Here is a 14,056-nt window from a genome sequence, read left to right on the forward strand (position 1 = left end):
AAACCGGCTCCCACAAGGAGCAAAGGTATGACGGCGGCGGGCGGGGGACCGCCGCCGTCGTACGTCTTCACGGCGCGCCGTCCGGGACGCGCCGTGGCGTCCCGGCATGCCCTCCGGAAGCCCTGTATCATCCCTTCTGGGGGCGGTGACGCCAAAGCGTCAAACTGGGGGACAGCAGCGATGTGCAAGCCATAAAGCCTTAAGCAAACGGGCTTTCTGAAGCCATGTGCCCGCTGTCAGGCCCCGTGTCACTCACCACAAGCTTTCGCTCACAGGCGTTCGTTTTGCAGGTGGACTGTCCGCCCGGCCCCACCCTTCCGCACCCGCCCCCTCCGCACTGCCCACCTCTTTCTCCCTCTGCCACCTCGGCGACCCCTGCTGTCGCCTGCCCTGAAAGGACCGCAATGAGCCACCCCGGCCCAACCCCGCCACCGCCGCCCTCCGACTACACCACCTATGGCGCGCCGCAGTATGCGAATGGGCAGTTGTTGGACGGGCAAAACGCTGGGCAGGCGTATCCGGGGCAGTACGGGGCCTTCCCGGGGCAGTACGGCGCGGAACCGCAGAAATCGTTCCTGGTCACTTGGCTGTTCGCGCTGCTCCTGGGCAGCCTGGGCGTGGACCGCTTCTACCTCGGCAAGATCGGCACCGGCATCGCCAAGCTGCTGACCCTGGGCGGGCTGGGCATCTGGTCGCTCGTGGACCTGATCGTCACACTGGCCGGAAGGCAGACGGACAAGAACGGCCGGCCGCTGGCAGGATATGCGCAGCACAGGAAGGTGGCCGTTGTGGTCACCGTTGTCCTGTTGGTGGTCAACCTGGTGATTGGTGTGTTGAGCGGGATTGCTGCCGCCGCTGTTGTCCGGCAGGCCGCCACTCCGCCGATCATCTCGGCCGCACCTGTCACGCAGGAGAGCGCCGCCGGTTCCTCCGCCGAGCCCACAGCCTCCGGGGAAGCAGCTGCCGGGGAAGAACGGCCCCACCTTGAGGCCCAGACGCTGACGGGCACCGGCGACGCCGTCAAGACCGTTGACCTCAAGGGACTCCCGGCCGTGGTGACCTTCACGTGCAAAGCCTGCAGCGGCAACACTGTCCTGGAAACCAACGGCGCCGAGATTCTGCTGGTCAACACCACCGGAGCCTACGCCGGTTCGCACCTCGTGGACACCAGCGCAGGTGCGCCCACCACCGAGTTCAACATCAGCGCCGATGCCGCCTGGACGCTGAAAATCGAGGACATCGACAGTGTGCCATCCTCCACGGACAAGGTCAGCGGCACCGGCGACAAGGTCCTCTACTGGGACGTGGCCACCGACAAGGCAGCCATCACCAACAAGGGCGAAAGCAACTTCGTGGTGCAGGGCTTCGGCAGCGAGGTTCCCGAACTCGCCGTCAATAAGATCGGCGACTACAGCGGCACCGTGACCCTTACCCCGGGCTTCGTCCAGGTCAACTCCGACGGCGACTGGACCATCACGGCGAAGTAGCAGCCCCCCATCCCAACCGAAGGCCCCGCGCGACCCGGCAGCATGCCCCGTCCGGCGGGGCCTTTTGCGTCGTTGGTTGAGCCTGTCGAAACCGCCGCTGGTTGAGCCTGTCGAAACCGCCGCTGGTTGAGCCTGTCGAAACCGCCGCTGGTTGAGCCTGTCGAAACCAAGCCGGCGTGAAATTACCAAGATGGTCGCTTAGGAATGCGTTGGGCGGCCATATTTGGCAAGACCGCGCAGGGGGTGTGAAGGCTGCGGTCGCCCCCGCAGGCCGCGCCTCGGATCAGGCGGCCGGACTGACGTGGACGATGATGACCTGCATGGTTTTAGAGCCGTCGTAACGCAGGTCGTAGTTCACCCCGAGGCCCGTGGCGTAGCCCGAGGTTATGGAGAAGTCGCTCCTGTCACCGGGATCGCTCTCCGTGGAACTGATCCAGTTTTCGGCGGATTCCTTGTCGATGCCGTAGCGCTCCACGCCGTCGCGGATGAACCCGTAGAACTCCTCCCTGGAATCCGTGGTGAGGAAGTACGTGACTTCGCTGAAGTCCGTCCGGGTCTCGCCTGAATTGAAGCGGATCCTGTCCGTCTTTCCGGTGACCTCCCCGTTAGGGCCAACGATCGTGAGATCGATCTTGCCCTCGCCCCTGGTATTGATCTCAGGACCAAAATTTGCGGTGCCCTCAACGTTGACGGCGGCCTTCTCCAGGGTGCCGGAACGCATGTCCAGCCTGGCAGTCCGGCTCGCCTTGATCTGTTCCACGCCGGCCTCGTCAAGGGTGGAGAAGGCTCCGGGGGCGAGGATAGCGGTGGTTGTCGGCGTCCTCGGCCCGCTGGTCACGGTGCAGCCGGTCAGGAGTAGGCCTGCCGTCAGCAGAGCGGCGGCGACAGTACCGCTCCCTGGCTGAAGGGCGGTCAGATTTCGCCCGGGCTTACGAAGTCCCACGATATTCACACAATCCCCCTGTTGTTGTCTGACTGAAATTTCCACTGCCCGGCGTTGGTGCCAGGTCAGAGCGGGAAGACGCCGATGAACCAGAACAGGGCGGCGGCAAAGACGGCGAAGAACGGTATCAGGCAGCCCAGCGCGGTTCTCGTCTGGGCGGAGGGGTGGAAAGACTCGTTGGGGTTGGCCGGGTTGTAGGCGATGTTTATCGGCGATCCGGGCACGGGCTGTTCGGCAGACGAGACCTCGGACTCGCCCACATACTGCGTTCCGTGCGGGTCGGTGAATTGGTACGTGGGCCAGAAGCGCCGGTTTCGCGTCACGTTGCCGGTGCCGCCACTCCAGCCGGCGCGGCTCCCGGTCACCGTGGCCTGCACGCGTGGCCAACCCGCTGTCAGCTGTTCATGCCGCCTGTTCTTCCTGGCCGCGTGGATGACGGAGTAGATGGCGCCGGCAACGAACAGCGCCCAGACGATGTACAGCACGATTTTCAAGTGATCCCCCAAGGCTCACCAAGCAGTATGCCAGCTTGCCTTACTTAGGGCATCCTGCCGCGCCAGCGGATGCCCTAACCCTGTTCGATGGTGGTCGACTGTCGCAACTTTGATGCGTGAAAAGGTCACCGGACAGTGCGTGCACGCCACTCGGACAGCAGCCATACGGTGCGTGCCGCCGGCCAGGCGATGGCCAACGCAAGCGCCGGCACCAGGGAGATGCCGACGTCGGGAAACTGATAGACAATGACGGGCAGCTTCGTGTCGAACCGGGCGGGAGCGTAGACAAAGCACAGCCACAGCACGAAGCCGTCGAGGGCGAGCGCGGCAGCGGCGCCGGCCAGGGGCAGCCACCGCTTGCGGGGTGCAAAGGGGCTGCGGCGCAGGACGGCGAGCGCAAGAACCAGGCTCAGCAGCTCCGCCAGCAGCAGTCCCAACGCGACCGCCCAGCTGTAGCGCTGTAGCCAGTCCTCCTCCACGGCCGGCGGCTCCGGCGGCAGACCGTGGAGGATCCGGAGGACGTTGGTGTCGATGGACCTGAGCCGCGACGGGGCAGAGGTGTCATTCCCGTTGATGACCAGCGCCACGCCCATCCGGGTGGAGGGAACCACGGCAACGTAGGTGTGCGAATTACCCCATTCCCCCTGGTGTTCCAGCATCGGCACGGCCGCGCCCCGGTTGGTTGTCCCGGCAGGCTGCGGGAGTGCCAGGGTATACCAACCCATGGCGTACCCCGTGGAGTCGTCAACCCGCGTCCGCCTCTCAAACAGGGCATCCACGCTGTCCTGCCGGAGGATGCGGCGGTCTCCGGACCGGCCCCCGTCCAGCAGCGCGATCAGCTCCCGGCCCAGGTCCTCGGCGGAGGCATACATCGTGCTGGACGGCATGCCGGCCGCGGGCACGGGCACGTCGGTCTGCCGCCAGAATGAACCAAACCACAGCGAATGGCCGGCCGCCACGTTGTCCGCATCGGCAGATTCCCGCGTCGTGTGGCTGTGCGCCATCTCCAGCGGTCCGAAAACGTGCTGCACCATGTACTCCCCGAACGGCTGGCCGGAGACCGTCTGCACCAGGAGGCCCAGAATATTGAAGTTCGCACTCGCGTACCGGAACGATTCGCCCGGTGTTCCGGCCAGGGCCGAATCCGACAGGGCGCGGACACCATCCTCGATGGCCCCCGCGTCCTGTGCCTCGGAAGCTTCGAAGGCCGTGTCCCTGGACGCCATGCCGCTGGTCTGATGCAGCAGGTGCCGGACAGTGATCGCGGCGGCATGGCTGTCCTTCAGAGTGAACCAGGGCAGGTAGGTCCGGACCGGCTCATCCAACCGCAGCCTGCCGGCTTCAACCTGCTGCATCACGGCAATGGCGGTGAGGGTCTTGCTGGTTGACGCCAGCAGCACAGGGGTCTGGGCGCTCATCAGCCGCCCAGAGTCATCGGCGCGGCCGAGCGCTGCGGTATGCACCTGGCGGCCATCTTTTACAACGACGACGGCGGCACCGGGAATCCCGACGGCGTCCATCTGCTCCCGCAGGAAGGCATCCACCGCGTCGTAGGACTGGTCGGCGGTCCTGGGCGGGGGTTCCGGCGGCACGGGAGGAACTGGCGCCAGTGAGTTGAAGCCGCCGAGGAGGCTTAAGGCCAGGAGGCACACGAGATAACAGCGCGATGACCACCGACGAACTCGCATGCCCGCACCTGCACTTAGGCTGACCGTCTTTTCAGGGTATGGCCCGCCCGGTCAACGGCGCACCCGATAGCGCAGGTGAAGCACCCGGTTGCCCTGAATCACCACGTCAGGATCCTCCAACAAGTGCTGCGCGTGGACCGACCCGAAGTAGCGCTTGCCGGACCCGAACACGACGGGTACCACGTCCATGCGCACCTCATCGACCAGGCCCGCGGCAACCACCTGGCCACCGAAGTCGCCGGCGGCGACCTCGACGATGCGGTCACCCGCGAGCTCCTGCGCCCTGGCCACGGCTGCCTCGACGCCGTCGACGAAGTGAAACGGCGCCTCGGGGTCCCAGCCCTCGGGCTTCGACCGGTGCGTCACGACGACCACGTGGTCGACCCCGCCCGGAGGCTTCCCGTCCCAGCCGTCCGTCATGTCGAAGACGTGGCGGCCGGCGATTGTCGCCCCGATCTGGTCCCAGTACGGGCGGGTGTAGTCGTAGGACGTCTGCGACACCTTCAACTCGCCGCTCCCGTCCAAAGGGACGTCGCCGCTGGTCAACCAGTCGAAGAGCGGTCCGGGCTGGTCGTTCTCGTCCGCGATGAAACCATCCACCGACACCGAGCCGTACATGACAACCTTGCCCATGGGGCACTCCTCTGCTTTGGGGAGCCCCATATTAGCAAGTCGTGAACTGTCGCTCGCTTGTAGGAATTCAATCGGCCGGCAGCGGCACAGGCTCGATTGATCTCGACAGGCTCGATCAGCGGTTCAGGCTCGATCAGCGTTTGCCGTACGCCTTCGGCAGCTTCAGCCCCCGCTCCTCCATGAGGGTGCGCAGGCGGGTGGGGTAGTCGGTGATGATGCCGTCCACGCCGAGGTCCATCAGGCGCGCCATGTCCGCGGTGGTGTTCACGGTCCACGGGATGATGGGCAGGCCGAACCCGTGTGCTTCGGCGATCATCTTGGGCGTGACGGAAGCGAAGGCGGGGGAGATGACGTCGTAGCCCAGTGCCTTGGCGGCCTTGGCCAGGGAGCCGTCGTAGTCGTCGATGTCGATGCCGCCAAGCTGGGGCGCCGCGCCGGGCTTGCCCACCTGCAGCCACGCGTCGCCGCTGGACAGGGCCACGACGGGCAGCTGCGGGGCGATCTTCCGGGTGTAGTTCAGCGTGGACCAGTCGAACGACTGCACGGTGGTGCGGCCGGACATGCCCGCCATGTAGATCTCGGTGACCACGGCCTTGGTCAGCGCCACGGAGCCTTCGCCGCCGGCCTGGCCGTCCTCCACCTTGGTCTCCACGTTGAAGCGGACCTTCTTGGCGCCGTACTCGGCGGCCAGCGCGAAGACGTCTTTGAGTTCGGCGATGCGGTTGCCCTCGATCACCTGCTGATCCGGATAGCCGGGCAACTGCTTGAAGCCGCAGTTCAGCGTCTTGATCTGGGCCAGCGTCAGGTCTGCCACCCGGTCGCCGACGTACGGGAACTCGGCGTCGCCGGCCGTGGCCGGGGCGGTGTCCACGCACTTGTTGGCCTGGATCGTGTCGTCGTGCCATACGATCACGTTGCCGTCCTCGGTCAGGTGCGTGTCCAGCTCCAGCGTGCTCACGCCCAGCTTCAGCGAGTTCGCAAACGCGGCCAGCGATTCCTCGGTCCACTCGCCGCGGCCGCCGCGGTGCGACTGCAGGTCAAACGAGCCGTTGCCCTCGTTCGTCTTGACAGCGGACTGGGCAGTTCCTGCCGCGTTCGACGACGGCGAGCCGGCGTCCGCCGTCGGCGCGGCAACGGCGGTGCCCGCCGTTGAGGCGATCGCTGTGGTGAAAAGCGCGACGGCGGCCGCTGCGGTCAGGACTTTGCGCATGGTTTTGGTTCCTCCCGGAAAGACGGTGGCCGGCGCTGAGCCGCCGACCCGTTCACCCTAGGGAGGCCAGATGGCCTGCCGCCTGCGGCGAGGTGGAGCCGAGGTTAACGACATGTCATGGAGCTGTTTCCAGCCCGCCCGGGTTCCCGCAGACTGGGAACGGGCAGACTGGAGAACGGAAGGCAGGAGGCGCACCATGACTGTTCTTGTTGCCTATGCAAGTGCGATGGGTTCCACCCGGGAGATCGCCCAGCATGTGGCCTCACGGATGGCGGCTGCCTTGGGCGGGGTGGAATGCCGGTCCGTGGAGGAGGTCGAGTCCGTCTCCGGCTACGAGGCTGTGGTGGTGGGCAGCGCCATCCACAACCAGGCGTGGCTGCCCCCGGCTTCGGAGTTCTTCACAGAGCAGGCGGCCGAACTGGCCAAGCGGCCCGTCTGGGCGTTCAGCGTGGGGATGGCCGACGCCCTGCCAAAGCCGTTTCGCAGCCGCGGCGCGGCACTGCAGCAGCAACGCCTGGAACAGACGCAGTTCCAGGAAGTCCCGCTTCGCGGCCACAGGGTCTTCTCCGGTGTGTTCAGGGACGACCAGATGTCGGCACCGCTCCGGGCATTGTTCCGGCTCGTCGGCGGCAGGTTCGGAGACGTGCGGGACTGGGAAGCTGTCGACGCCTGGACGGACCAGATCACAGCGGAACTGGCAAAACCCGCTTCGTCCGCATCTCCCGGCAGCGACCCGGCCTAGTTTCGCCGGGAGCGGGCATTGGCCTACGGCAGCCAGGCGGTGACGAAGCCGCCCCGCGACTGTTCCACGTCTGGATCTTCAGGTGCTGTTGCGTCTGGTCCCGTCCCATCGGATGGGGCCAGGGACAGGATGCGGCCGTACATTGAACACAGCTCCTCAACGGTGTGACCCGTGCAGCGCCAGCCCGCTGCTTCGAGCAGCTCCACCGGGTCGGGCGGATCGGCCCGTGCCAGCAGCTCGCTCATGGGCAGGCCGGTCTGCTGGCTGAACTCGCGCAGCTTGGCCTCAATATCCTCAGTCGCCGGCAAGGGCACGGCCCGCTCAATCACCGCCCGGGATCCCGGCGCGGACAGCGCCGCAACTTCCGCCAAGACCGCGCGCTGGGCAGCAGCATCGAGGTACGGCATCAGGCCCTCGAGGACCCACGTCGTGGGCTGGGCAGGATCGAAACCGGCGGCCAGAAGTCCTTCCCGCCACGGCTCGGAAAGGTCCACAGGCAGGGGGATCAGCTCGCACGCGGGTTTCGCCGAAAGCCGGCTCAGCACATGCGCCTTGAATTCAAGGACGTTGGCGCTCTCGACCTCGATGACCCTGGCGCCGGCGGGCCACGGGAGCCGGAAGGCCCGGGTGTCGAGCCCTGCGCCGAGGATCACTGTCTGCGCGGCGGGAGGGTCCTGCTGCAGGAAGTCGTCGATGAACCTGGTCCGCATACCGATGTAGATGGAGGCCAGAAGGAGCGGCTGCTGCAGGGGAGGGGCTTCGGCCGGTTCAGCGGGCCACACCGTCGGCAGGTCCAGGTGGGAACGGGCGGCCACCACCAGGGCGGAGGCGAACGGATCCGCCACGAGCGGGTCGGCCCGCGACGTCTCGACGGCGCGGCCCGCCGCCACAGCAAGCGCCGTCAGCGGCAGCCCCCGGTCATCAAATTTGGCGCCGCCCTCAAGTTCGGTACTGCGTCCTTGATCCGTCACGCCTTACCCTCCCGCTCGCTGGTTCCCTTGCGGTGAGCCTACTCCCGGCCGGCCCACATGTGGGTCAGACCTGCGCGGCGCTGTCCCACCAGCCTTCCCAGGCCGCGGACGTGAGCTGGCCCTGGGGGAAACTGGAATTGGACGTGGCCTCGCCGAATTGCGAGTTTCCACCATTGCGCGAGGAAGTGAAAAACAGGTTCAAGGTATTCCAAAGCATGGCTGATTCCTTTCGATTGACCTGCGGACCTCCGTCGGTCTCAGGTAGGAATCAGCGTAGCCACGGCGTGTTTCACGGCGTCGACCCCACGTTTCGTTTGTGTATCCATGTGCTCACACGGCAGGGCCGGACCTCTGCTGGTCATCCGACGGGCGGCGGTTGGCCAGGATCAGTGGCAGCAGGGCTGCGGGGGAGGAGGCAACGGCGGCCGCCTGCGACGCTTCCCCGGCGTCCCCGTAGCCCCAGAGCGCAAATATTGTCGGGATTCCGTGTTGGGCGGCTCCGGCGACGTCGTAGCTCCGGTCTCCGATCATTACGGGACCGGAGATGTCCACGCCCTCGGCCTGAAGGCGGCACAGCAATTCGGCGATGACCTCTGGCTTGCTCGCTCTTCCGTCGCGGTCGGACGCCCCGCAGATGTTGATGAAATTGCCTTCGATGCCAAACCTTCGTGCGAGTCTTACCGCTTGATCTTCCACCTTGGAGGTGGCGACAGCCATCGGCATGCCGGCCGAGTGCAGGTGGTCAAGCAGCTCGGTGACCCCGTCATATGGGCTGGACTGTTCAGCGCCGTGGTCGGCGTATGCCTTGCGGTAGTGTTGGAGGGCCCTTTGGGCGGTTATGTCGTCCAACTGTGAGACTGTTTTGAAGGACTCGATCATCGGCGGGCCGACGAACTGCCGCAGTTTGTCCATCGCCGGGACCTGCGCGCCTACGGCGGCAAGGGCCAGGGCAGCACTTGCCGTAACGCCGGGTGCTGAATCCAGCAGCGTTCCGTCCATGTCGAACAGGACGCAGCTAATGCCGGTGAGAGATGGCCGGGCTTGCTGCAGAAGTGTCATTTTTCGAGTGCTTTCGGTCGTGGAGTTGGTTGGGTTCCGGCTGTGCCGGGGAAAAAATTTGGTGTGAAGGGTAGGCATGGACCGAGTGAGTCTTGATCAGATAGACCAGAGGATTCTTGCGGAGCTAACGAAGAACGCTCGGATGAGCCACGCGGAGCTGTCGACCAAAGTCCTGCTCTCGAGGAACGCCGTCCGCCAGCGGATCGAACGGATGGAACGGCAAGGGCACATTCAGGGGTACACAATCGTTACCGGCCCACCGGGGCAGGGGCCCGTGTCCGCCTTCCTGATGGTTTACAGGAAGGACCGGGTACGGGGGTCGGACGTCATCACCGTACTGCGGTCGATCCCGGAAGTTGTTTTGTGTGATGTCGTAAGCGGTGACTTTGACCTGCTGGTGAGGGTCGAGGCCCGGTCGCTGGAGAGGGTTCAGGAGATCTGGGAGCAGATTGCGGCCATTCCCGGCGTCACGGACACGGTGACCGCCATGACGCTGTCCAGTTACATCAGGCGGGGCCCCGGAGATGCCCGCGGCCCCTCCGGTTCCATCAGTTCCTGATGCAGATAACCTTTGGCTGGGTCATCTCCTCATACGCGAAATGGACGCCCTCCCTGCCCATGCTTCCGTACTTGGCCCCGCCGAACGGCATGCCGTCGAAGCGGTAATCAGAGGAGTCGTTAATCATGACGCCGCCTGCTTCGAGCTGTCGGGCTGCGTCCATGGCCCGGGCCAGGGAGTCGGTGAAGATGCCCGCATGAAGACTGAACTCGATGGCGTTGGCGACTTCAATGGCCTCTTCGAACGTGCTGAACTGGCGGAACATGACCACAGGCCCGAAAACCTCCTGCTGCCACAGCCGGCTGTCCGTCGGTACCGCTTCGAGGACGGTCGGGTGAAGCACATTGCCGTCCGTGACATTGCCTGAAAGAAGGACGGCGCCGGCTCCGAGGGCCTCGTCCAGCTTGGTTTGGAGCTCTTGCAGGGCAGCGGGGCTGATCATGGGCCCAACGTCCGTCCGTTCATCCGAAGGATCTCCGGCAACCAACTTGGCCGTCGCCGCCAGGAAGCGCCGGCGGAACGCGCCGTACACCGGTGCGGCTATGAGAATCCGCTGCACCCCCACGCAGTTCTGGCCGGCGGCCCAAAATGCTCCGGAGACGCAGGATTCCACTGCGTTTTCGACGTCGGCATCGTCCAGGACGATCACGGGTGCGTTTCCGCCGAGATCCATGGACAGCTTCTTCAGGCCCGCTGTGCGGGCCATGCTCTCACCCGTGGAGAACCCCCCGGTGAAGGACACCATTCGTACGTCCCGGGACCTGATGATTGTTTCGGCCACGTCCCGGCCGCCGTGGACAATCGTGAGGACCTCTGGAGGGAGCCCTGAATTCACGAGGGCGTCCGCGAGCAGTTGGGCAGACAGCGGTGTCAGCGCAGAGGGTTTGAGAATCACGGCGTTTCCTCCGGCGATTGCCGGGCCAACCTTGTGCGCCACCAGGTTGAGGGGATCGTTGAACGGGGTGATCGCGGCAATGATGCCCAGTGGTTCGCGCGAGTACCACCCGGTGCGGTCCTCTGAGCCTTCATAGGAGTCGAAGGGGATGACTTCGCCTGCGTTCCGGCGCGCTTCGGCAGCGGACAGGCGGAGCGTGTTGACCGCGCGCAGTACTTCCTTGCGTGCCTGGCGGATCGTTTTCCCGGCCTCGGACACTATCGTTAGCGCGAACTCCTCGCTGCGCTGCTCGATCTGCCTGGCGGCACCGTCCAGGATCTTCCCGCGTGCGCCGCGGGACAGGGCCCGTGCCGTCCGGGCGCCGGCTCGAGCCGTTTCGATCACGACTTTGCCGGCGGTGGCTTCGGTCAGCGAAACCGCACCGACCACCCTGCCGTCATAGGGGCTCGTCACGTCATGGAACTGTGGCAGCACGGTTGCTGTCGAACACAGTGTGGATTCAGGCATTTGCGGATACCTCCGTCCTGGCCGCGTGCATGGCGATGATGTCAGAGAGCAGCGCGTAGGCGGTCTCCACGCGCCCGGCTCCCGGTCCGGAGATGGTTACTGCACCCAGAAGATCGGTCTCGAAGGACACTGCATTGGTTGCGCCGGAAACCCCGGCCAGCCCATGGTCAAGGGGAAGCGCTACAGGGGATACGCCTGCAGTCACGGACCCGTCCGGGTTCCGCCGTGCCGCGCCCACGAGCTTCCAACGGTGCCCCTCGCGGGCTGCCCTCCGAATATCTTCCGGCGTCACGGTAGAAATACCTTGCCGATGGACGTCCTTGAGCTCCATGCCGGCGTCCAGCAGTTCGTTGGCGAGGATGAGGACTTTGAGCTGAACGTCGTAGCCCTCGATGTCAGCTGCGGGGTTTGCTTCGGCGTAGCCGAGTTCCTGCGCCTCCCGGATGGCAGCGTCGAAGTCCAGGCCGGCTTCCATCCGCCCGAGCACATAGTTGCTAGTGCCGTTGAGAATGCCTTCAAAGCCGTTCAGTTTCAGTCCCGCGAACATCTTCTTGGCCAGGCGGATGACGGGAGTGCCGCTCATGACTGCGCCCTCGAACTCGAAGCGCACGCCGTTCTGTTCGGCGAGCGAGCTCAGCTCGGCGCCGCGGAGGGCAACCGGGCCCTTGTTCGTGGTGCAGACGCTCTTGCCGGATTCGAGTGCCCAGCGCACATGTGAAACTGCCGGCTCGCCGTCTTCGGGATTAGTGAAGGTGGCCTCGCAGATAATGTCCGCTGGGCAATGGCGGATCACGGATTCGTTGTTGGTGTCGGCGGATCCGCCGTACGCTGCAAAGGTTTCCTTTTCCCCGCCCAGTCTGAGGGCAACAGAGAGGTCCACGCCTTCGGGCTGGACCAGGGACCCGAGGCGCAGGTCGGTGATGGCCACGACCCGCAGGCCGAAGCCCAGTTCGGAACGAAGTCTCTCACCGCGCGTCGCGATCAGTTCGGCCAGTGTCCTGTTGACGCCGCCGAAGCCGATCAGCGCAATGTCGTAGGTGGTCATGGTGCTCCTTCAGTCAGTTACATCGGTCCTCCAATGCTGACCGCACTCCATGTCCGTCAGCGCATGTGATTGTGACCGAAAAGCAGGGCGAACTGACCATCCGCCTGCCGATTCGTCACCACGCCGGACCGTAACCTTTGTTCAACATAGACATGTATAGATGTTCTTAATGACCAAATCCGCCTTTTCGTGTTACTTTCATCACTGTCGCTACTGCGCAGCCCGAGCCGGCTTGACCCCACGCCGGGCCACGTGCGCATCCTTCGCATCAGACCTGCCACTCACCTGGGAGAAACCATGGAACCGTCGTTACCTGTCCAGCTAGAACCGCAGCCAACCATTCCGCCGTCGACCGATTCGGGCCTCCGGCGGTCCATGGGGGCGCGGCATCTGGTCATGATCGCCATGGGCGGAGTGATCGGCTCCGGGCTTTTCCTGAGCTCGGGGTACACCATTTCCCAGGCCGGGCCGCTCGGGGCGGTCATCGCGTATCTCATTGGCGCCTTTGTTGTGTACCTGGTGATGGCCTGCCTCGGGGAACTTGCCATCGCCTATCCCGTCTCAGGGGCCTTCCATATCTACGCGGCGAGGTCGATCGGGCCGGCCACCGGGTTCACCACCGCCTGGCTCTACTGGCTCTGCTGGGCGGTGGCCATCGGATCGGAGTTCACGGCTTCCGGTCTCCTGATGCAGCGCTGGTTCCCGGGTGTTGACGTCTGGGTCTGGTGCATTATCTTCGCCTCGGTCCTCTTCGGCTTCAATGCGGTTTCTTCGAAATTCTTCGGCGAATCAGAGTTCTGGTTTGCCATCGTCAAGGTCGGCGCCATCGTGGTTCTCATCGTTTTCGGCGGCGCGGCGCTGTTCGGCTTCCACCCGCTCAGCGGGGCGGGCAGCCATCCCAGCATGTTTGAAAACTTCAACACTTCCGGCGGCCTCTTCCCTAACGGCTTCACCGGTGTCCTGGTCACTGCGCTTGCCGTGTTCTACGCCTTCTCCGGTTCAGAGCTCATCGGTGTGGCGGCTGGCGAAACCGCTGACCCGGCCACCAGCATCCCCAAAGCGATGCGCAGCACCGTCATCCGTCTGCTGATCTTCTTCGTCGGGGCAATCGCTGTCATCGCCGCCACCATCCCCTTCGAGCAGGTCGGGCTGGATGAAAGCCCGTTCGTGACGGTCTTCTCATCCATCGGCATTCCTTATGCTCCCGACATTATGAACTTCGTCATCATCACCGCGCTCCTTTCAGCCGGTAACAGCGGCCTCTTCTCCTGCGCGCGGATGCTGTACTCCCTTGCCGACGAGGGGCACGCGCCCCGGGCGCTGAAGAAGCTGACCCGGCGCGGTATTCCCATGACTGCACTCTCCGTCAGCATGCTCGGTGGCCTGGCATCCCTCATCAGCAGCGTCGTGGCACCTGAAACGGTATATCTGGCTCTCGTATCGGTGGCAGGTTTCGCCGTGGTCGGGGTCTGGATGTCCATCACCGCCTCGCACTTCTTCCACAGGAGATCCTTCGTCAAAAACGGCGGTGATGTCGCTGCGCTTCCCTACAAGGCCCCGCTGTTCCCGCTGGTGCCGATCCTGGCCTTTTCGCTCTGTGTCATCTCGCTCATCGGCATCGCCTATGATCCGAACCAGGTAGCAGCGCTCTATTTCGGATTCACTTTCGTTGGCGCCTGCTATGCCTTCTTTTACTTCAAGTACGGACGCAAGGCGCGCGCAAACCAGCCCTCCTGACGCCGGCATCAACTATCGTCCGCGTAGCTTGGTGGCGGGGGGCCTTCGTCCCCCGCCACCAAGCTCGGCGTCCTGCGGACGTGTGA

Annotated in this window: 14 protein-coding genes; 4 read left to right on the forward strand and 10 right to left on the reverse strand. The window is 64.8% G+C overall.

Translation table 11 applies throughout. The annotated features are described in order from the left end of the window. Nucleotides 1-404: 404 nt before the first annotated feature. On the forward strand, nucleotides 405-1,487 hold the full coding sequence (locus AC5RWD_RS00785) for a TM2 domain-containing protein (RefSeq protein ID WP_494018205.1): 1,083 nt from the start codon (nucleotides 405-407) through the stop codon (nucleotides 1,485-1,487). 283 nt (nucleotides 1,488-1,770) lie between these two features. Here the strand turns inward: AC5RWD_RS00785 and AC5RWD_RS00790 are convergent, their stop codons facing one another. From AC5RWD_RS00790 to AC5RWD_RS00810, 5 genes are all read right to left on the reverse strand, one after another. Then, nucleotides 1,771-2,439: a hypothetical protein gene (locus AC5RWD_RS00790; RefSeq protein ID WP_494018206.1), complete on the reverse strand. Its 669-nt coding sequence runs from the start codon at nucleotides 2,437-2,439 to the stop codon at nucleotides 1,771-1,773. A 56-nt stretch (nucleotides 2,440-2,495) separates the two neighbouring features. After that, the gene (locus tag AC5RWD_RS00795; protein WP_494018207.1) at nucleotides 2,496-2,924 is read right to left on the reverse strand and encodes a DUF3592 domain-containing protein; all 429 of its coding nucleotides are present in this window, start codon (nucleotides 2,922-2,924) and stop codon (nucleotides 2,496-2,498) included. 125 nt (nucleotides 2,925-3,049) lie between these two features. Further along, nucleotides 3,050-4,516 carry a serine hydrolase domain-containing protein gene (locus AC5RWD_RS00800; RefSeq protein ID WP_494018208.1) on the reverse strand — a complete coding sequence of 489 codons (1,467 nt, stop codon included), beginning with the start codon at nucleotides 4,514-4,516 and terminating at the stop codon, nucleotides 3,050-3,052. A 147-nt stretch (nucleotides 4,517-4,663) separates the two neighbouring features. After that, the gene (locus AC5RWD_RS00805; RefSeq protein WP_494018327.1) at nucleotides 4,664-5,245 is read right to left on the reverse strand and encodes a dihydrofolate reductase family protein; all 582 of its coding nucleotides are present in this window, start codon (nucleotides 5,243-5,245) and stop codon (nucleotides 4,664-4,666) included. 133 nt (nucleotides 5,246-5,378) lie between these two features. After that, nucleotides 5,379-6,455 (reverse strand): glycerophosphodiester phosphodiesterase family protein, encoded by a 1,077-nt coding sequence (locus tag AC5RWD_RS00810; RefSeq protein ID WP_494018209.1) that lies wholly within the window; start codon nucleotides 6,453-6,455, stop codon nucleotides 5,379-5,381. A 196-nt stretch (nucleotides 6,456-6,651) separates the two neighbouring features. Here AC5RWD_RS00810 and AC5RWD_RS00815 point away from each other — a divergent pair, with 196 nt between their 5' ends. Further along, nucleotides 6,652-7,197: a flavodoxin domain-containing protein gene (locus AC5RWD_RS00815; RefSeq protein ID WP_494018210.1), complete on the forward strand. Its 546-nt coding sequence runs from the start codon at nucleotides 6,652-6,654 to the stop codon at nucleotides 7,195-7,197. Nucleotides 7,198-7,220: 23 nt separating this feature from the next. On the opposite strand, the gene AC5RWD_RS00820 is transcribed toward AC5RWD_RS00815, so the two are convergent. The 3 genes from AC5RWD_RS00820 to AC5RWD_RS00830 all read right to left on the reverse strand — a co-directional run bounded on the left by AC5RWD_RS00820 (nucleotide 7,221) and on the right by AC5RWD_RS00830 (nucleotide 9,227). After that, entirely contained in the window at nucleotides 7,221-8,168 is a 948-nt protein-coding gene (locus AC5RWD_RS00820) for an SAM-dependent methyltransferase (protein ID WP_494018211.1), read from the reverse strand. Nucleotides 8,169-8,232: 64 nt separating this feature from the next. After that, complete coding sequence (locus AC5RWD_RS00825; protein ID WP_494018212.1) at nucleotides 8,233-8,385, reverse strand: hypothetical protein; 153 nt, start codon at nucleotides 8,383-8,385, stop codon at nucleotides 8,233-8,235. Nucleotides 8,386-8,498: 113 nt separating this feature from the next. Beyond that, on the reverse strand, nucleotides 8,499-9,227 hold the full coding sequence (locus AC5RWD_RS00830; protein WP_494018213.1) for an HAD hydrolase-like protein: 729 nt from the start codon (nucleotides 9,225-9,227) through the stop codon (nucleotides 8,499-8,501). Between the two features lie 76 nt (nucleotides 9,228-9,303). Between AC5RWD_RS00830 and AC5RWD_RS00835 the strand changes: the two genes are divergently transcribed. Then, nucleotides 9,304-9,786, forward strand: a complete 483-nt coding sequence (locus AC5RWD_RS00835; RefSeq protein WP_494018214.1) for an Lrp/AsnC family transcriptional regulator — start codon at nucleotides 9,304-9,306, stop codon at nucleotides 9,784-9,786. On the opposite strand, the gene AC5RWD_RS00840 is transcribed toward AC5RWD_RS00835, so the two are convergent. Together AC5RWD_RS00840 and AC5RWD_RS00845 are read right to left on the reverse strand one after the other, a co-directional pair. Beyond that, entirely contained in the window at nucleotides 9,776-11,188 is a 1,413-nt protein-coding gene (locus AC5RWD_RS00840; RefSeq protein ID WP_494018215.1) for an aldehyde dehydrogenase family protein, read from the reverse strand. The two genes, AC5RWD_RS00835 and AC5RWD_RS00840, sit on opposite strands and share 11 nt — an antisense overlap. Then, nucleotides 11,181-12,233 (reverse strand): homoserine dehydrogenase, encoded by a 1,053-nt coding sequence (locus tag AC5RWD_RS00845; protein ID WP_494018216.1) that lies wholly within the window; start codon nucleotides 12,231-12,233, stop codon nucleotides 11,181-11,183. The genes AC5RWD_RS00840 and AC5RWD_RS00845 overlap by 8 nt, the downstream gene beginning before the upstream one ends. A gap of 297 nt (nucleotides 12,234-12,530) precedes the next feature. On the opposite strand from AC5RWD_RS00845, the gene AC5RWD_RS00850 reads away from it, so the two are divergent. Beyond that, nucleotides 12,531-13,970: an amino acid permease gene (locus AC5RWD_RS00850; protein ID WP_494018217.1), complete on the forward strand. Its 1,440-nt coding sequence runs from the start codon at nucleotides 12,531-12,533 to the stop codon at nucleotides 13,968-13,970. The last annotated feature ends 86 nt before the right edge of the window (nucleotides 13,971-14,056 follow it).

Source organism: Arthrobacter sp. CMU6 (assembly GCF_059090205.1).